The sequence below is a fragment of the Citrobacter sp. Cpo045 genome, assembly GCF_030332875.1.
In the GTDB taxonomy this organism is placed as follows: Bacteria; Pseudomonadota; Gammaproteobacteria; order Enterobacterales; family Enterobacteriaceae; genus Citrobacter; species Citrobacter portucalensis.
The window spans coordinates 637271-655089 of record NZ_JAOWGZ010000096.1 but is presented as its reverse complement, the minus strand read 5'-3'; the positions used below and the strand labels follow the sequence as shown (position 1 = coordinate 655089).

The following is a 17819-nucleotide window of genomic DNA, read 5'->3' as shown; positions in this document are numbered from 1 at the left end:
GAGGCATCTTGAAGGATGACGTGTATCAAGGAGCGGTGATGTATTACGGATTTGACATCGGCGGGACCAAAATTGCGCTGGGCGTGTTTGATAAGCAACGTCGTCTGCAATGGGAAACTCGCGTTCCTACGCCTCGCGACAGCTACGACGCTTTCCTTGATGCGGTCTGCAATCTGGTGACGGAAGCGGATCAGCGGTTCGGCATCAAAGGTTCGGTAGGCATCGGCATTCCGGGCATGCCGGAAACCGAAGACGGCACGCTGTACGCGGCCAATGTTCCTGCCGCCAGTGGCAAACCGCTCCGCGCCGATCTCAGCGCTCGCCTTGACCGCGATGTGCGTCTGGATAACGATGCGAACTGTTTTGCTCTCTCCGAAGCCTGGGATGACGAGTTCACCCAATATCCGCTGGTGATGGGGTTGATCCTCGGTACGGGCGTCGGCGGCGGCCTGGTACTTAACGGGAAATCCATCACCGGACGCAGCTATATCACCGGTGAGTTTGGTCATATTCGTTTGCCGGTCGATGCGCTGACGCTGATGGGCTTTGATTTCCCGCTGCGCCGCTGCGGATGCGGTCAACTGGGATGCATCGAAAGCTATCTTTCCGGCGGTGGATTTGCGTGGTTGTATCAGCATTACTACCATCAACCGCTGGATGCCCGCGAAATTATCGCGCTGTGGGAGCAGGGTGATGAACACGCGCGTGCCCACGTTGAACGCTATCTGGATTTGCTGGCGGTGTGTCTTGGGAATATCCTGACTATCGTCGATCCTGATTTGGTGGTGATTGGCGGAGGCTTGTCGAATTTTACCGCTATTACGACGCAACTGGCGGATCGACTGCCACGTCATCTGCTGCCGGTTGCCCGGGTACCGCGTATTGAGCAGGCACGGCACGGTGATGCCGGCGGGATGCGCGGGGCTGCTTTCCTACATCTTACCGATTAATACAAAGAGGTTGTTATGCTGTCGCGTCGGGGTCATCGGTTAAGCCGCTTTCGTAAAAATAAACGCCATTTGCGCGATCGCCTGCGTCAACGAATCTTTTTCAGAGACAGAGTGGTGCCTGAATTGATGGAAAAACCAAGAGTGCTGGTACTGACTGGAGCGGGAATCTCCGCTGAGTCAGGAATTCGAACATTCCGCGCGGCGGATGGTCTCTGGGAAGAACATCGGGTAGAGGACGTTGCGACTCCGGAAGGATTTAGTCGAAACCCGGAACTGGTTCAGTCGTTTTATAACGCCCGTCGCCATCAGTTGCAGCAGCCTGAAATCCAACCCAACGCGGCGCATATCGCACTGGCAAAACTCGAAGCCGAGCTGGGCGATCGTTTTTTACTGGTGACGCAGAACATTGATAATCTGCATGAGCGTGCGGGCAGCCAGAACGTTATCCATATGCACGGCGAGTTGCTCAAAGTTCGCTGTTCGCAAAGCGGGCAGATTCTGGAATGGACGGGCGATGTGACACCGGAAGATAAATGTCATTGCTGCCAGTTTCCGGCACCGCTGCGACCACACGTAGTGTGGTTTGGTGAAATGCCGCTGGGTATGGATGAAATTTATATGGCACTGGCAATGGCAGATGTGTTCATTGCGATTGGCACATCAGGACATGTTTATCCGGCAGCGGGTTTTGTGCATGAGGCGCGGCTGCATGGGGCACATACGGTAGAACTCAATCTCGAACCGAGCCAGGTAGGCAGTGAGTTTGAAGAGAAGTATTACGGTCCGGCAAGCCAGGTAGTGCCTGAGTTCGTTGAGAAGTTATTGAAAGGGCTGTAACGGCTATCCGGATAATACTGTTTAAGCCTGTACAAGCTGGCGGTCCTCACGCAGGGCCGCCATAATCAAAAATCCAACGATGTAAAAACAACAGATCAGCCCCAGTGCGCTCAGCCATATGGGTAGTCGGGTAATGTAAACCAGGCTGCACGAGATAATCACCAGAATAATTCCGGTATACATGGGGTGCGCAATCCAGGCAAAAATGCCGCGCGTAACCCTTTTTGCACGAGGTAAATAGTAGCCTGTCCATGTGTGGCTCTCCCCCAAATCCCATTTTCCTTTGATGACCAGCGCGTTACCTACGATCGCCAAAATCAGACATCCCCACTCCACCGGACCAATCTGATGACTGAAAAACAGGCTATAACCAAAAACCAGGATCGGTATTAAAAAGGTGAGCCGTAGCAGGCGGGTTGCGGTGACAGGCAGCAAAGGACGAGCGTTTACCGGCTGCTTACGTGGGAGAATCACCAGCGTAAATACGATCAGATTAGCCAACTCAAGTAGCAGCCAGAGCGTTGTCATTGGAAGCCTCAGAAGCCGGCCTGGAATACTGTAAGCATAGCCAGAAACTGGGGGAGCGGGAATCAGTCGAAAGGCGTAAAAAGTAGGGATTGGCAGGTAGCAACCCGGCGCAGCGACGCCTGCCGGGTTGCACGAGTATTAGCGTCCTGCTTTTAGCTTCTGATAATACTCTTCGTAGATAGCGCTGGCGGAACCGACATCGTTTTGCCATTCCCCTTTGTTGATGGTTTCCGCGTCAGGGTAGAGCGTTTTGTCGTTCGCGACCTCAGGACTTAACAGCTTGCGTGCTGCCAGGTTCGGCGTCGGGTAACCGATAGTTTCTGCGACTTCTTTCGCGACGTCCGGGCGCAGCAGGAAGTTAATCAGCTTCAGCGCACCTTCTTTGTTTTTCGCGTTAGCCGGAATAGACAGGCTGTCCATCCAGAAAATGCCACCTTCTTTCGGCCATACCACTTCCAACGGTGTGCCCGCCTGACGCGCAACATACGCGGAGCCGTTCCACACCATCCCCAGATTAACTTCGCCTTCCATATACGGGTTGGCCGGGTTGTCAGAGTTAAATGCCGCAACGTTAGGCATCAGCTTCTTCAACTCGTTATAGGCGGCTTCAATCTCTTTAGGATCGGTGGTATTGCCGGAATATCCCAGCTTGCGCAGCGCCATCTGGAACACTTCTCGCGCATCATCCGTTAACAGCAGACTGCCTTTGTACTCCGGCTTCCACAGATCGGCCCAACTGGTGACGGTTTTCGGATCGATAGCATCGCTGTTGACGCCAATGGCCGTTGCACCCCAGATATACGGGATGGAGTAGTCATTGTTTGGGTCAAACGGCTTGTTGAGCATTTCCGGATCGAGGTTGTGGAAGTTGGTCAACGTCGACTTGTCGATCTTCTGGATCATGCCTTCTTTACGCATTTTATCGACGTAATAGGTGGACGGAACCACCAAATCGTATGCGCCGTCTTTATAGGTTTTGAGCTTGGCGTACATGGTTTCATTCGACTCGTAGGTCGAATAGATAACCTTAATGCCGGTTTCTTTGGTGAACTGTTCCAGCAGACCCGGTGGGACGTATTCAGTCCAGTTATAGAAATAGAGCGTGTTGTTGTCATTCGCGTGAGCGGCGCTCATGCCCAGTGCCAGAGCACCCGCCGCGAGCAGGTGGCGTGACCATTTTTTCATCATTTAACGTCCCCTGAATTAAGGGCCTTAGCGGCCCTTGGTTTTATCACGTGCAATAAGCTGGCTGGCAATCACCATAACCAGCGACAGAACCAACAAAATGGTCGCCAGCGCGTTCACCTCTGGTGATACGCCGACTTTAACCATTGAGTAGATTTTTAATGGCAAAATTTCATAACCCGGTCCGGTGACGAAAGATGAAACAACAACATCATCCATCGACAGCGTAAAACTCAGCAACCAACCCGCAGCCACCGCAGGCATAGCCAGTGGCAGTATTATCTTGCGCAGAATAGTTACTTCGCTGGCACCCAAATCTTTAGCCGCCTCAAGCATGCGGACATCAAAACCTTTCAGGCGAGAGTAAACCGTCACCACCACAAAAGGCAGACAAAAAGTGATATGCGAGAACAGCAGCGACCAGAAGCCCAGTTGAATGCCGATCAGCATAAACAGCACCAGCAGAGATATTGCCATCACAATATCCGGCGACATCATCACCACGAACAGCATGCCACTGACGAACGGTTTACCGCGAAAACGGTAGCGGTATAGCGCAACCGCAGTGAGTGAGCCGATCAAGGTGGCAAACGTGGCGGAGAGCACCGCCATCGTCAGCGAGTGCTGCGCCGCCTGCAGCAGGCTGTCGTTGTTCACCAGCAGACCGTACCACTTAGTCGTAAAACCTTGCCAGTTGATGCCAAAGCGCGAGCTGTTAAAGGAGTTCACAATCAAAATAATGATTGGAATGTACAGATACGCGTAGATAGCGGTCATAAAACCGCCGCGAAGCAGTCGACCGATCATTCGAGTTCTACCCTCTTATTCAGCAGGCGGGAGGCGCGCCAGTAGACCAGCAGCATCAGCCCCATCACGATAGTCAGCGTTATGCTGGTGGCGGCGCCAAACGGCCAGTCGCGAATGTTCAGGAACTGAACTTTAATTACGTTACCAATCAGCAGGTTTTTCGCGCCGCCCATTAAGTCGGAAACGTAAAACAGCCCCATTGCGGGCAGCATGACCAGCAGGCATCCGGCGATAATCCCCGGCATCGTTAACGGAATAATGATGCGGGTGAAGGTCTGAAGCTTACTGGCGCCTAAATCGCGTGCGGCTTCCAGCAGCGGTTTATCGAGCTTTTCAATGCTGGAATAGAGCGGCATCACCATAAACGGCAGCAGGATGTATACCAGCCCGATAATCACCGCGCTGGGAGTAAACATAATGCGAATGGGTGTATCGATAACGCCGAGCCATAACAGAAACTCGTTGAGATAGCCTTTGGTACTGAGGAAAATTTTGAGTCCGTAGATGCGAATCAGAGAATTGGTCCAGAACGGAACAATCAGCAGGAACAGCAGCAGCGGGCGTACTTTTTCCGGCAGTTTCACCAAAAACCAGGCAAACGGGTAGCCGAGTACCAGACAGGCGAGCGTGGCAATCAGCGCCATATTGAGGGAGTGAACCAGTACCTCAAAATAGAGCGGATCGAGCAGGCGCGTATAGTTCTCCAGCGTAAAGACCATTTTGACGAAATTGGCGTCGTCACGGGTCAAAAAGCTGGTGCCGATGATCATCAGGTTGGGCAGAAAGACAAATAACACAAGCCAACCGACAATGGTGAAGATCACCACACTCTGGAATTTACTTGTGCTCTTCATCAGCCAGTACGACCTCCCAGCTTTCTACCCAGTTAATTGCCATTTTCTGGTCGAGCGAGTGGTCAAAGTCAGGATCGTCTTCGTTGAAGAATTCGCTGACCATCACCATCTTGCCATTTTCCAGTTCCACAACCGATTCCAGCGTCATGCCTTTGTAGTTGCGTTCACGCACGTAGCCGATCAGGCCTTCGATATGATTATCATCGTTGATTTCATCAACGCGCAAATCTTCAGGGCGTAACAGGACGTGCAGCTTTTGTCCGGGAACTACCGCGAAGTTGACATAAATATTGCACTCGCGGCCTTCAACGTTAGCACGAACACGCTGTTCATCCAGACGTTCAATCACCGTGGCGTTAAACATATTGATCTCGCCGATAAACCCAGCGACAAACAGATTCTTTGGCTCTTCGTAGATTTCGCGCGGCGTACCGTCCTGCTCAATCTTACCATCGCGCATCACCACGATGCGGTCGGACATGGTTAGCGCTTCTTCCTGATCGTGTGTGACAAAGACAAAAGTGATACCAAGCTTACGCTGCAGTGCTTTCAGTTCATTCTGCATCTGCTTACGCAGTTTGTAGTCCAGCGCAGAGAGGGATTCATCTAACAAGAGTAAGCGGGGTTTGTTGACCACTGCTCGGGCAATCGCTACGCGCTGCTGCTGTCCGCCGGAAAGTTGATGCGGTTTTCTCTGGGCGAACTCTTCCAGTTGCACCATGCGCAGGGCTTCGGTAACGCGGGGAGAAATGTCGGCTGCGGGCGTTTTTTGCATGCGCAAACCAAAGGCCACATTCTCAAACACAGTCATGTGGGGGAATAGCGCATAGCTTTGGAAGACGGTATTCACGTAGCGATTTTCCGCTGGAACGTGAGTGATGTCCTCGTTGTCCAACAAAATATGACCGGAATCAACCGTTTCCAGACCGGCAATCAGGCGAAGAACGGTTGTTTTACCGCAGCCAGAGGGGCCAAGCAGCGTAAGAAACTCGCCATTATTGATGGTCAAATCCAGGCTGGAAATCACCTCTTTGCCATCGAAACTTTTGCGAATTCCCGCTAATTGCACCAGTGGAGAAAGCGAACGCGGTTGTTTATTCAATTTTTTACTCTGTCCCATGTAAACGCAACGGATGGCTGACCGATGCGGGGTTTGTGGTTAACCACCTTGATGACTCTTAATGAGGGCCGTTATTCTACGGCAAACCATTGTAATCGCCAATCCTTGTTGCGAATTACTGACTTAGCCCTATAGTCAGAGGGGATGTCAGAGCGAAATATTCTCACTTGCGGGGATAAAAGTGACCTGACGCAATATTTGTCTTTTGTTGCTTATTGATAATGTTGTCACAAAAAGTGAGGGTGACTGCATGGATAAACTACTTGAGCGTTTTTTACACTACGTGTCGCTGGACACCCAATCAAAATCGGGCGTGCGGCAGGTACCCAGCACCGAAGGACAGTGGAAATTATTGCAACTGCTCAAACAACAGCTCGAAGAGATGGGGCTGGTTAATATTTCACTGAGCGAAAAAGGCACGCTGATGGCAACGTTACCCGCTAACGTTGCTGGTAATATTCCTGCGATCGGCTTTATTTCCCATGTGGATACCTCACCGGATTTCAGCGGTAAAAATGTCAATCCGCAAATCGTTGAAAACTATCGCGGTGGCGATATTGCGTTAGGCATTGGTGATGAAGTTTTATCGCCGGTGATGTTCCCGGTGCTGCATCAACTTCTGGGTCAGACGCTGATCACCACAGACGGTAAAACGTTGCTGGGCGCGGATGATAAAGCAGGCGTGGCGGAAATCATGACCGCGCTGGCTGTGCTTATCCAAAAAGATATTCCGCACGGTGATATCCGCGTGGCCTTTACGCCGGACGAAGAAGTGGGTAAAGGGGCGAAGCACTTTGATGTTGCGGCATTCGATGCGCAGTGGGCCTATACCGTTGACGGTGGTGGCGTAGGTGAGTTGGAGTTTGAAAACTTCAACGCCGCGTCGGTCAATATCAAAATTGTTGGCAACAATGTGCATCCCGGCACCGCAAAAGGGGTGATGGTGAATGCGCTGTCGCTGGCGGCGCGTATTCACGCTGAGGTCCCGGCAGATGAAAGCCCGGAGAAGACGGAAGGCTACGAAGGCTTTTATCATCTGGCGAGCATGAAAGGGACGGTCGATCGGGCGGATATGCACTACATTATTCGTGATTTTGACCGTAAGCAGTTTGAAGCGCGTAAACGCAAGATCATGGATATCGCCAAGAAGGTCGGCAAAGGGTTACACCCGGACTGCTATATCGAACTGGTGATTGAAGACAGTTACTACAATATGCGCGAAAAAGTGATTGAGCATCCGCACGTGCTGGATATCGCCCAGCAGGCGATGCGCGATTGCGATATTGAGCCGGTGCTGAAACCGATCCGTGGCGGCACTGATGGCGCACAGCTGTCATTTATGGGATTACCGTGTCCGAATCTGTTCACCGGCGGCTACAACTATCATGGCAAGCATGAGTTTGTAACCCTGGAAGGAATGGAAAAAGCGGTGCAGGTGATTGTGCGTATTGCTGAATTGGCCGCGAAACAAAAATAAAATATGTGTAGTTGCCGGATGGCGCTTTGCTTATCCGGCCTACAATATTTCACTCCAGTAGGCCTGATAAGACGCATGGCGTCGCATCAGGCACAGTCCGCATTACCCTTCGAAGAACCAGTACCCGCTGTTGACCAGCGCGGCAAGCATGGCAAGGAAAGAAGGATCTTCCAGCGCATCCTCAAAGTTCTCAGCCGTCAGCACAATATGACTGGCCAGCGCTTCCAGCGCAGGACGATGTGGCGAGTCAATTTTCTCACCGTTAGCGTAGACGTCGTCGCCAATGCGTAATACGCGCAATCCGCCCAGACGCACTAACACATCACCTTGTTTCAGGGCATCATAAATTTCGTCTGGCTGATACGGTGGCTCCGGCGGGGCAATATCCAGCTCATGACGAGACTGAGAAATAAACTCGCCAAACCACTGCTGGAAATGTTCTGGCTGATTAATCAGGCCCAGCATCATTTCGCGCAGCTTATCCATCTCCTGCGGCAGAACATCTGCCGGATGATCGCGCGGTGGCAGGTCCGGATCGCTGTAATAGGTGCTGCCCAGTTCGCGTTGTAAAACGTAATCGGCGAACCCGCTGATCAGCTCGCGAGTGTTTGGCGCGCGGAAACCAACCGAATAGTTCATCGCGTTTTCTAACGCATAGCCTTCGTGCGGGAATCCCGGTGGAATGTACAGGATATCGCCGGGTTCCAGCTCTTCATCAATGATGGCTTCGAACGGGTCGACCTGAAGAAGATCCGGGTGAGGGCAGTGCTGCTTCAACTGCAGCTTTTCGCCTACGCGCCAGCGACGACGACCGGTTCCCTGAATGATAAATACATCGTACTGATCCAGGTGCGGGCCAACGCCGCCGCCGGGTACAGAGAAAGAAATCATCAGATCGTCGATACGCCAGTCCGGTAATTCACGGAACGGGCGCATCAGCGCGGCGGTAGGTTCGTGCCAGTGGTTGACCGCCTGCACCAGCAGAGACCAGTTGTTCTCGCCAAGATGGTCGTAGCTTTCGAAGGGACCGTGGCTAACCTGCCATTTACCATCCTGATGGCTGACGAGTCGGCTGTCGACTTCGCTTTCCATTGCCAGTCCAGCCAGTTCGTCAGGAGAAAGAGGATCAATAAAGTTGTTAAACCCGCGTTTTAAGACCACCGGGCGTTTCTGCCAGTGGCGTTCAAGAAAATCGGGCCAATTAAGTGTGAGTTGGTATTCCATAGTGAGCATCCCGCAGGCTGGTATCTGCAACCGATTATAACGGATACTTAACCTCAAGCGTGAAGTCAGTACATATTTATTACATGCGATGATTACTCGTCTTTCTGGCCCGGCTGCTGGCGGCCAAAAATAACTTCCATGCGCGCACCACCCAGCAGGCTATCACCAGCAATAATCTGCCCGTCATACTGTTCGGTGATTTCTCGCGCCACCGCCAGACCGACGCCTTGTCCTGGACGTAGCGTATCTACGCGCTGTCCGCGGTCAAACACCACTTCCCGTTTGCTTTGCGGAATACCAGGACCATCGTCTTCGACCAGAATATGCAGCTGATCCTCAGACAGTTGCGCCGAAATCTCGACAAACTCCAGACAATATTTACAGGCGTTATCCAAGACGTTGCCCAATACCTCGACAAAATCATTCTGTTCGCCCACAAAGCTGATCTCAGGTGAGATATCGAGATTAATGTTGACCCCTTTGCGCTGATATACCTTATTCAGCGCCGAGGTGAGCTTATCCAGCAACGGCGCGACCGGGTGCAGCTCGCGGCTGAGTAGGGCACTGCTGCCACGCATACTGGCGCGATGCAGGTAATAGCCTATCTGTTGGGAAATACGGCTGATTTGTTCCAGCATGATAGGCTCTGCGTCGCTGACGTTCATCTTTTCATTACGCATTGAGCGCAACGTACTTTGCAGTACCGCCAGTGGCGTTTTCAGGCTATGAGTGAGATCGGTTAACGTGGTGCGGTATTTATCGTAGCGCTCACGTTCACTTTTTAAAAGTCGATTGAGATTACGAACCAGGCTGGTCAATTCGCGTGTGGTGGCGGGGTTTAGCATCTCACGATGATGTTCCTCAAGCTCACGGACTTCACGCGCTAGCGACTCAATTGGCCGCAGGCTCCACCAGGCTGCTACCCATAACAACGGAATGACCAGCAACAGATTGGCGACCAGCACATAAATAAACCAGCTCCAGACCATATACGAGCGCTTTAGCTCTATAGGAATAGTGTCGACAACCACAATGGTCAGTTGCGGCATTCTGGCTGTGGCGGGGTAGACGTTCACCGCCACGGAGTGGGTCATTTCGGCGTCGTCATCATCTTCTCTGACTTCTTTTAACTGCTGCTGAGCGGAGTGATCTTCGCCCAGTAAAGTGCTGGTGGCGTCTACATTGGCTTCAATTTCATGAAAACCGTTCGTTTTTAGCCAGTCCGGTTGGATACTTTTCGTCAGCCAGGGAACATTGCGCTGAGCCCACAACAACTCACCGCTTTCGTTATAGATCAGCGACATTGTTGGGCTTTGCATATCGAGATTTTCAGGCAACTCGACGTTTATCTTGCCGTTTTCCCACTTTGCCAGGGTATAGAACAGATTACTTTCACCCCGCAGCAGGCGAAACGTTGTCTTATCAAAGCTGACGCTGTAGCCCACCAGAGCAACCATGCCGTAGGCCAGCGAGAGCACTAATACAACGCCTGCGGTTGCCAGTAAAAAGCGCAACCGTAGCGATAGCGGGAAAAAATGACGCAATAGTTTATTCATTAGCGCAGTTCAAAAAGATATCCCTGACCACGCACGGTGGTGATGACGTCGTCCGGATATTGCGCCTGAATTTTCTTACGCAGACGCCCCATTAGAACATCAATGGTGTGACTTTCGCGCAGCTCGGCATCCGGGTAAAGCTGCAGCATGAGCGAATCTTTACTGACCACTTTGCCATTATTACGGATGAGGGTTTCCATAATGGTGTATTCAAACGCTGTAAGCTTGATAACTTCATCATTGACGGATAACTCGCGTCGAGAGAGGTCCACCTGAAAAGGCGGAAGGGAGATAATTTGCGATGCCAGACCGCTGTTGCGGCGCATCAGCGCCTGCATGCGCGCAGCCACTTCTTCGATGTGAAACGGTTTGGTGACGTAATCGTCAGCACCGGCGCTGAGGACTTCCACTTTATCCTGCCAGCCTTCGCGTGCGGTTAATACCAGAATCGGCAGCGAAACCTCATTACTGCGCCAGCGGCGGATCAGCGACAAACCATCTTCATCGGGGAGTCCTAAATCAACGATCGCGATATCCGGCAGATGTTCATTCAGATAATAGTCCGCTTCCTTCGCATCTTCTGCATCATCCACCTGATGCCCTAAATCCTGCAACTGAACCTTGAGGTGGTGGCGTAATAAAGCATTATCCTCGACAACCAGTACGCGCATCATCGTTTCTCCCTAAAATAATGGTATGAATAGTTTAACGCTGATTATGTGGATTGAAAGCAGCGCTATGAAATTAAATAACTTTTCTCATGCTCCCCTGCCCGTGGGGGCGCTCCGATAGCATCCAGAGCGTATTACGCTCGGCCTTTACCCGGGGGTGCCGCGACAATGATGTTTAATGCCTTACTGCGGGAAAGGGGGACTATCAAAGCAAGGTACTCATGAAGTAAAAGAGGGCTGAATAACATGAATCTTGTCACTCCTTGCAAAAGAAGCATGCAATATAAACTGGCTTCGCTTCGAGAGAGTAAGCATTTCTGATAAAACTGCCATCTGTTTATTGACTGTTGAGAACGACCGCTCCAGGCCTTGATAAAAGTCATTCAAATCTTTAGTGTTTGGCTATGAATTTCGTAAACGTTTTGGCTACCGAGGAGTGTTTTGCGTCGTGAGCTAGTATTGTTCATTTACTCTAACCACCCCTGATGATGTTCAAAAATTAGTTACCATGATTATCTATTTACAAGTGATTTCAGAACAATACCGATACTGCCATAGAACAGTATCGGTATTGTTTACATTTTGAATTAAGATTATTTCCCTATGAGTGACACTTTTAATTTTCTTGAATAGGTAATGAAATCTCTCCTCCCAAACAGTTTAAATAAATTAAACCATCGATTTTTACCGAGATAGTTTAATTTTATTAACTTTGGTTGGTAATGGTAACACATTATAAAAATGCCTTGATCGTCATCAACTATATTGTTTTTAAGTGTTTTCATTTGACATGCACAAACCAGTTCATAAAATTCTTTCCACTTTTCTTGTGTTGCTACAATGGCACCACCAATAATATAGGAACGATTATTAATCATATGGTCAAAAACCTGATGGATCGTTTTGGCTTTTAGCCCTTTTTTTATTGTAAATAGGTTAATTTTTTTTCTGTCAAAGGGATAACTCCAGCGAGATAACCCGTTTGTTACCTCTGTATTACGACAGTAACCAAAGTCAACCCATGCAATCATGTTATCCTTAACAAGTTTTAACTTTATTGCCCTGTTTACAAAGTATGTTTTTAGATTGCAAACAAGTACGTAATCTGCAGACCAGTATTCAGGATTAATTAACTGATGGGTTTCAAGTTTGCTTCTGAATTCGTCATTTTTTTGAATCTGCGAAATTCTATTTTTAAGATGGCGAAATTTTTTATTAATATCTACAGCGATTACAGTCGTGCGCTTTCCATCTCTAATCTTTTCAATTTTTGACTTTAGTTCTTTAGATGTAAAGATGATCATATCATTATCTAATTCAGACAAATTCTTGAAATACTGAATATAGGTGTCAGACGTTCTCTCTAAATGAGGAGAGAACCCCTTATCGCTTGTCCAACTACCTCTCCCTATATCGAAAAATGCTGTAACTATGGTAATAGATGAATTCATGTTATGCAGTCCGTATTTTTACCTATCCAATCACGACCTGGTCGTTAGAAATATATTTTTGAAGTCTACCTCATCGCGGCATTCTATCAGTATCAATGTGGGGCGGAAAGCATAATATGATGCACATTGCACAAAACAGTTTCACTTTCGGGCATTAGAGAAAATAAATGCAATTGCGACCAGCTAATTGAGGATTGCGCGATGATAGGGATTTGTCGCAGTTACGTTGCATGTATGAGAATCATCTGCTCTGACCGGCAAACATTCAAGGTTCCAATTGTTGCCACGCAATAGCTTGTGCAGGAGCTGAATACATTTTATTGGAAATACAACAACTGCTTATCAGTTGATTACCAGCAGCTCATTTCATCCGGGTATTGTGTTCACTCTTCAGGGAAGGGATATTTTACGGGCGATAAAAAGCCGGAGGCGCTGATGCTTTCCGGCTTACTACGATATGAACGAAATACCGGAACAGGTGCAAGCGCGCTCCGGCATCAAACAGATTACTTCAGTTCATCAACCATGGTGATGGCACGACCAATATAATTGGCAGGCGTCATTGCTTTCAGGCGAGTTTTCTCTTCTTCCGGCAGCGCCAGACCGTCGATAAACTGCTTCATACCTTCGGCGTCAACGCGCTTACCGCGGGTCAGCTCTTTCAGCTTTTCGTACGGCTTCTCAATACCGTAGCGACGCATCACGGTCTGAATCGGCTCTGCCAGAACTTCCCAGTTATGGTCCAGTTCATCCAGCAGATGATCGCGGTTCACTTCCAGTTTGCTCACGCCTTTCAGCGTGGACTGATAGGCGATCAGCGCATAGCCAATACCTACGCCCAGGTTACGCAGAACGGTAGAGTCAGTCAGGTCACGCTGCCAACGGGAGACCGGCAGTTTGCTTGCCAGATGCTGCAGTACCGCGTTAGACAGACCCAGGTTACCCTCGGAGTTTTCGAAATCGATGGGGTTAACTTTGTGCGGCATGGTGGAAGAGCCGATTTCACCCGCGATGGTTTTCTGTTTGAAATGGTTCAGCGCCACGTAACCCCAGACATCGCGGTCAAAGTCGATCAGGATGGTGTTGAAACGGGCGATGCAGTCAAACAGCTCGGCAATGTAGTCGTGCGGCTCAATCTGCGTGGTGTACGGGTTCCACTGGATGCCCAGCGAGGTGACAAACTCTTCGCTGAACTGATGCCAGTCAACTTCCGGGTAAGCAGCGATGTGGGCATTATAGTTACCGACTGCACCATTGATCTTACCAAGAATTTCAACCTGGTTGAGCTGACGATACTGACGCTCCATACGGTAAGCCACGTTAGCCATTTCTTTGCCTAGCGTAGACGGGGTGGCTGGCTGACCGTGGGTACGGGAGAGCAGAGGAATATCGCGATACTGTACAGACAGATCTTTCACCGCGTCGATAAGCTTACGCCAGTACGGCAGAACCACTTCGTCGCGTGCGGTTTTCAGCATCAGCGCGTGAGACAGGTTGTTGATGTCTTCTGAGGTACACGCAAAGTGGATAAATTCGGAAACAGCATGCAGTTCCGGGATATCCGCCACTTTCTCTTTCAGGAAATACTCAACTGCCTTCACATCATGGTTGGTCGTACGCTCAATGGTTTTGATGCGCGCAGCATCTTCTTCATTGAAGTTAGCGACGATCGCATCAAGGAAACCGATTGCGTCGGCAGCAAAAGCAGGAACTTCCTTGATCGCTGCGTGCGCGGCCAGTTTTTGCAGCCAGCGTACTTCAACCTGTACACGGAATTTCAGCAAACCGTATTCGCTGAAAATCCCGCGCAGCGCGCTGACTTTATCGCCGTAGCGTCCATCGACAGGGGAAACGGCGGTTAGTGAGGATAATTCCATAGATCACAACTCCGGGGTTAAATGAGCAAGAATTTGTTTTGCCTGAGTCGTCAGGCGATTACGAGAAAACATGAGTTGCAGACGGCCTCCACCAACCTGATGCCAGAGCACGGCAGCACGGATGCCAGCCAGCAGCGAAGCGCGTACTTTAGCCTGTACTTGTGGGCTCTGAAGGATGGCCGGGGAACCCGTGACCTGAATACGCGGGCCGAGTGGGCTGATGACGTCAACATAAATGCCAGCCATCGCACTCATCAACGTTTCTGACTGCAAATCAAAATGGTCCAGTTGGCGCTGCAAGCCGCTAATACGGTCTCCCAGCGTGTCCATAGCGCCCTTGGCCGCTGACAGCTTACGCTCCAGCACCATCAGGCTTAGCGTATAGCGGGTGAGTTCCGCATTCAGTCCCTGACGACTGCTGGCGTTCAGCACGCCAAGCAGCGTTTCTAGGCCAAGACGCAGGTTGGCTTCGCTGCCGCCAAACACGCCCAGCGTAGAGCTGGGATTCATGTCGATGACACTGTTCAGTGAAACGTGTAATGCATCGGCATCACAATGCCCCTGGTGCGCCAGTTCCTGCACCAGGCGTGCCGACTGACAAATGCCTGCCAGGGCGAGGGTGATGTCATAATAATTCTTTGCCACGTTCACTGCTTCCTTGTATCAAATGTGTAAGTAATTATACCGGCAGAGGCAATCGTTGTTCGATAATGCCGCCGCCGAGGCACACTTCGCCATTGTAAAAAACAGCCGACTGGCCCGGCGTGACCGCCGCGACTGGCTCGTCGAAAATGACTTCAATACGCTCAGCATCCAGTGCCTTAACGGTGCACGGAATGTCGGTCTGACGATAGCGGGTTTTCACCGTGCAGCGCATGGTGCCGGTGAACGGTTCGCGATCGACCCAATGCAGCTGTTGCGCCACCAGGCCAACGGACATCAGACGTGGATGTTCATGGCCCTGAGCGACAACCAGAATGTTGTTCTCAACGTCTTTATCCACCACATACCATGGATCTTCCGTCCCTTCTTTCGTTCCGCCAATACCCAGACCTTTACGCTGACCCAGAGTGTGGTACATCAGCCCCTGATGCTGGCCAATCTCTTCGCCGTCAACGGTGATGATTTTGCCTGGCTGAGCCGGCAGGTAACGACCAAGAAACTCGCGGAACTTACGTTCGCCAATGAAGCAGATGCCGGTGGAGTCTTTTTTCTTGGCCGTAATCAGACCAAGATCTTCGGCAATTTTACGCACCTGCGGTTTTTCCAGTTCACCGACCGGGAACAGGCTTTGCGCGATTTGCTCATGGCCGAGTGTATAGAGGAAATAACTCTGGTCTTTATTGCCATCGAGCCCACGCAGCAGGCGGCTTTTGCCGTCGACATCCGCGCGACGCACGTAGTGGCCGGTGGCGATGTAATCGGCACCTAAATCTTCGGCGGCAAACTCAAGGAAGGCTTTAAACTTAATTTCTTTATTGCACAGAATATCCGGGTTCGGCGTACGGCCCGCTTTGTACTCTTCAAGGAACAGTTCAAAGACGTTGTCCCAGTATTCTGCGGCAAAGTTGACGGTATGCAGTTCAATGCCGAGTTTGTCACAGACAGCCTGCGCATCCGCAAGGTCGGCGGCCGCTGTGCAGTATTCCTCGCCATCGTCCTCTTCCCAGTTCTTCATGAACAGGCCTTCTACCTGATAGCCCTGTTGTTGTAACAGCCAGGCAGAAACTGAGGAATCGACACCGCCGGACATGCCGACGATCACTTTTTTTGGGCTTTCAGACATAGGAATACTCACGACATTGAACTTCAAGGCGGCATATTCTAGCACGCAGCCCTTTACTTGACACCCTCTGTAAACGGCCAGTTAAATTCGCCGATCATGGCCAGTGGGTAGCGCTGTCCGCTCTGATAACAGCGAATACTCTCCGCAACCAACGGCGAACGCAGGTTTGGCGCAGAGAAAATCTCTTCTGCGCTGACCCAACGACAGCAATCTATATCGCTGTCATGGGGTTCTGTAGCGCACATATTGGCAAGCTCGATAGAGAAAAGAAAACGCAAAAAGGGCGTTCTGTCTGGCGCAATCCATTGATGCATACGAATGAAATGCTGTGGCTGCGCTTTAATGCCCGTTTCTTCCCACAGTTCGCGTGCTGCGGCTTGCACCAGCGTTTCATCGGCTTCCAGGTGTCCTGCAGGCTGATTCCACAAGGCTTTGCCATTGATCGTTTCTTCAACGACTAAGAATTTATCTTCTGCATGCACAATGCAGGCGACCGTGACGTGCGGTTTGAACATATTTTCCCCTTATTCCTCAGCAAAACCTTCGGTAACATCTGGCCAGCTAATTTCACCGCTGGCCTTGTCGATACTGATATAAGCCACGGGAGGTGACGTTTGTGGGTCGGCCCCTCCACGGCACAATGCGGTTTGATGATCCTCGCGCACGATAATCTCAATGGCCTTTTTAGCATTCCAGCTTTCATAAAAGATACATTGGTGGTCGTGACGTAGCCCAAGGGTGGCGACTCTCGTTGCCTTTTCTGTCGACAGCGGGTTGATGTCGTCGCGATAGTGGTCACCGCTGTTTATAGCCTGTAACTGCGACTTTTTTAACCAGCCGCGTATGATTTGGCGATCGGTGGTGTAATAGACCGCTTCTATAAAATCATCGTTGGATTGTTCTTGTACAGAGACGAGGTCGCCGGGCACTAAAAATACGGACGGGCTGCGACACTGTTCGGTTGGCATCGCATAGAACCATGCGCGGGTGTCTCCTGTTACCTGATAGTGGTTTGTGGAGGAGGAGGGTAAGAACCCGCGCTGCGACATCGCTTTATTTGCCCATGTCTGGCAAGACGCGCTTACTGCAAGCGGACTGGATAACGGCGTTAATCCATTAACCGAGACCCAGCCGGTGGCGAAGGTTCCTTTAGCGTCCCGATAACGTACGTAACGATAAGGCTCATCTTTGGAAAGCATGCCCGTGCTTTTGTAGCGCTGTGAACTCCTGAGCACCTCGACGGTGTCGCCATTGACCATGAACGCGGGGAGTTGACACTCTGTTGCTGGTGCAGAATAGAAATGCAGGCGTGAGTCGGTTTTTACTTTGGCAGACTCATAAAGGTAGTTTGCCTCTCCGGCTGCTGTTCCGGCAATTGTCTCACAGTCCAGTTTTGCTGAACAAAACGGTGACACGCCGAGCAGGATGAATGCTGCAAAAAGCTGCTTATCCATTTTTTTCATGCTTCCCTGTTAACACTCACGTTAAACCGTACG

The 17819-nt window shown here is 50.6% G+C and carries 17 protein-coding genes; 3 read left to right on the top strand and 14 right to left on the bottom strand.

Features of this window, described 5'->3' with window-relative positions; genetic code table 11:
- Positions 1–38 precede the first annotated feature (38 nt).
- Together nagK and cobB are read left to right on the top strand one after the other, a co-directional pair.
- A complete protein-coding gene (gene nagK / locus OGY13_RS14805) occupies positions 39–950 on the top strand; it encodes an N-acetylglucosamine kinase (protein WP_020996481.1) in 912 nt (303 codons plus the stop codon).
- Positions 951–965: 15 nt separating this feature from the next.
- Positions 966–1787: a Sir2 family NAD+-dependent deacetylase gene (gene cobB, locus OGY13_RS14800; protein WP_003832281.1), complete on the top strand. Its 822-nt coding sequence runs from the start codon at positions 966–968 to the stop codon at positions 1785–1787.
- Between the two features lie 21 nt (positions 1788–1808).
- Here the strand turns inward: cobB and OGY13_RS14795 are convergent, their stop codons facing one another.
- From OGY13_RS14795 to potA, 5 genes are all read right to left on the bottom strand, one after another.
- Entirely contained in the window at positions 1809–2315 is a 507-nt protein-coding gene (locus tag OGY13_RS14795; protein WP_008784438.1) for a methyltransferase family protein, read from the bottom strand.
- A gap of 138 nt (positions 2316–2453) precedes the next feature.
- A complete protein-coding gene (gene potD / locus OGY13_RS14790) occupies positions 2454–3500 on the bottom strand; it encodes a spermidine/putrescine ABC transporter substrate-binding protein PotD (protein ID WP_003030797.1) in 1047 nt (348 codons plus the stop codon).
- Positions 3501–3527: 27 nt separating this feature from the next.
- Positions 3528–4307 (bottom strand): spermidine/putrescine ABC transporter permease PotC, encoded by a 780-nt coding sequence (gene potC, locus OGY13_RS14785; RefSeq protein WP_006684943.1) that lies wholly within the window; start codon positions 4305–4307, stop codon positions 3528–3530.
- Positions 4304–5161, bottom strand: coding sequence for a spermidine/putrescine ABC transporter permease PotB (gene potB, locus OGY13_RS14780; RefSeq protein WP_008784439.1), 858 nt, complete (start codon positions 5159–5161; stop codon positions 4304–4306). The genes potC and potB overlap by 4 nt, the downstream gene beginning before the upstream one ends.
- Positions 5145–6281 (bottom strand): spermidine/putrescine ABC transporter ATP-binding protein PotA, encoded by a 1137-nt coding sequence (potA, locus tag OGY13_RS14775; RefSeq protein ID WP_003832287.1) that lies wholly within the window; start codon positions 6279–6281, stop codon positions 5145–5147. The genes potB and potA overlap by 17 nt, the downstream gene beginning before the upstream one ends.
- A gap of 250 nt (positions 6282–6531) precedes the next feature.
- Here potA and pepT point away from each other — a divergent pair, with 250 nt between their 5' ends.
- Positions 6532–7758, top strand: coding sequence for a peptidase T (pepT, locus tag OGY13_RS14770; RefSeq protein ID WP_020996480.1), 1227 nt, complete (start codon positions 6532–6534; stop codon positions 7756–7758).
- A gap of 102 nt (positions 7759–7860) precedes the next feature.
- Here the strand turns inward: pepT and roxA are convergent, their stop codons facing one another.
- From roxA to OGY13_RS14725, 9 genes are all read right to left on the bottom strand, one after another.
- Positions 7861–8982, bottom strand: coding sequence for a [50S ribosomal protein L16]-arginine 3-hydroxylase (roxA, locus tag OGY13_RS14765; protein ID WP_003030786.1), 1122 nt, complete (start codon positions 8980–8982; stop codon positions 7861–7863).
- A 92-nt stretch (positions 8983–9074) separates the two neighbouring features.
- Positions 9075–10538, bottom strand: a complete 1464-nt coding sequence (gene phoQ, locus OGY13_RS14760; RefSeq protein ID WP_008784442.1) for a two-component system sensor histidine kinase PhoQ — start codon at positions 10536–10538, stop codon at positions 9075–9077.
- Positions 10538–11209, bottom strand: a complete 672-nt coding sequence (gene phoP / locus OGY13_RS14755; RefSeq protein WP_003846709.1) for a two-component system response regulator PhoP — start codon at positions 11207–11209, stop codon at positions 10538–10540. The genes phoQ and phoP overlap by 1 nt, the downstream gene beginning before the upstream one ends.
- A gap of 593 nt (positions 11210–11802) precedes the next feature.
- Entirely contained in the window at positions 11803–12660 is an 858-nt protein-coding gene (gene yibB, locus OGY13_RS14750) for a protein YibB (RefSeq protein ID WP_174770389.1), read from the bottom strand.
- A 506-nt stretch (positions 12661–13166) separates the two neighbouring features.
- Positions 13167–14537, bottom strand: coding sequence for an adenylosuccinate lyase (purB, locus tag OGY13_RS14745; protein ID WP_003832400.1), 1371 nt, complete (start codon positions 14535–14537; stop codon positions 13167–13169).
- A 3-nt stretch (positions 14538–14540) separates the two neighbouring features.
- Positions 14541–15182 carry a high frequency lysogenization protein HflD gene (hflD, locus tag OGY13_RS14740; RefSeq protein ID WP_003832401.1) on the bottom strand — a complete coding sequence of 214 codons (642 nt, stop codon included), beginning with the start codon at positions 15180–15182 and terminating at the stop codon, positions 14541–14543.
- A gap of 34 nt (positions 15183–15216) precedes the next feature.
- Positions 15217–16323 carry a tRNA 2-thiouridine(34) synthase MnmA gene (gene mnmA, locus OGY13_RS14735; RefSeq protein ID WP_003832402.1) on the bottom strand — a complete coding sequence of 369 codons (1107 nt, stop codon included), beginning with the start codon at positions 16321–16323 and terminating at the stop codon, positions 15217–15219.
- A gap of 53 nt (positions 16324–16376) precedes the next feature.
- Positions 16377–16838 carry an NUDIX hydrolase gene (locus OGY13_RS14730; RefSeq protein WP_008784446.1) on the bottom strand — a complete coding sequence of 154 codons (462 nt, stop codon included), beginning with the start codon at positions 16836–16838 and terminating at the stop codon, positions 16377–16379.
- Positions 16839–16847: 9 nt separating this feature from the next.
- Positions 16848–17786, bottom strand: coding sequence for a hypothetical protein (locus OGY13_RS14725; protein WP_213752524.1), 939 nt, complete (start codon positions 17784–17786; stop codon positions 16848–16850).
- Positions 17787–17819 lie beyond the last annotated feature (33 nt).

What these genes read in the sequence shown, in the direction of transcription:
- pepT (WP_020996480.1), top strand. Translation starts at nt 6,532, where the DNA reads ATGGATAAACTACTTGAGCGTTTTTTACACTACGTGTCGCTGGACACC.
- OGY13_RS14725 (WP_213752524.1), bottom strand. Translation starts at nt 17,786, where the DNA reads ATGAAAAAAATGGATAAGCAGCTTTTTGCAGCATTCATCCTGCTCGGC.
- OGY13_RS14795 (WP_008784438.1), bottom strand. Translation starts at nt 2,315, where the DNA reads ATGACAACGCTCTGGCTGCTACTTGAGTTGGCTAATCTGATCGTATTT.
- nagK (WP_020996481.1), top strand. Translation starts at nt 39, where the DNA reads ATGTATTACGGATTTGACATCGGCGGGACCAAAATTGCGCTGGGCGTG.
- potB (WP_008784439.1), bottom strand. Translation starts at nt 5,161, where the DNA reads ATGAAGAGCACAAGTAAATTCCAGAGTGTGGTGATCTTCACCATTGTC.
- phoQ (WP_008784442.1), bottom strand. Translation starts at nt 10,538, where the DNA reads ATGAATAAACTATTGCGTCATTTTTTCCCGCTATCGCTACGGTTGCGC.
- phoP (WP_003846709.1), bottom strand. Translation starts at nt 11,209, where the DNA reads ATGCGCGTACTGGTTGTCGAGGATAATGCTTTATTACGCCACCACCTC.
- potC (WP_006684943.1), bottom strand. Translation starts at nt 4,307, where the DNA reads ATGATCGGTCGACTGCTTCGCGGCGGTTTTATGACCGCTATCTACGCG.
- cobB (WP_003832281.1), top strand. Translation starts at nt 966, where the DNA reads ATGCTGTCGCGTCGGGGTCATCGGTTAAGCCGCTTTCGTAAAAATAAA.
- mnmA (WP_003832402.1), bottom strand. Translation starts at nt 16,323, where the DNA reads ATGTCTGAAAGCCCAAAAAAAGTGATCGTCGGCATGTCCGGCGGTGTC.
- potA (WP_003832287.1), bottom strand. Translation starts at nt 6,281, where the DNA reads ATGGGACAGAGTAAAAAATTGAATAAACAACCGCGTTCGCTTTCTCCA.
- purB (WP_003832400.1), bottom strand. Translation starts at nt 14,537, where the DNA reads ATGGAATTATCCTCACTAACCGCCGTTTCCCCTGTCGATGGACGCTAC.
- yibB (WP_174770389.1), bottom strand. Translation starts at nt 12,660, where the DNA reads ATGAATTCATCTATTACCATAGTTACAGCATTTTTCGATATAGGGAGA.
- OGY13_RS14730 (WP_008784446.1), bottom strand. Translation starts at nt 16,838, where the DNA reads ATGTTCAAACCGCACGTCACGGTCGCCTGCATTGTGCATGCAGAAGAT.
- potD (WP_003030797.1), bottom strand. Translation starts at nt 3,500, where the DNA reads ATGAAAAAATGGTCACGCCACCTGCTCGCGGCGGGTGCTCTGGCACTG.
- roxA (WP_003030786.1), bottom strand. Translation starts at nt 8,982, where the DNA reads ATGGAATACCAACTCACACTTAATTGGCCCGATTTTCTTGAACGCCAC.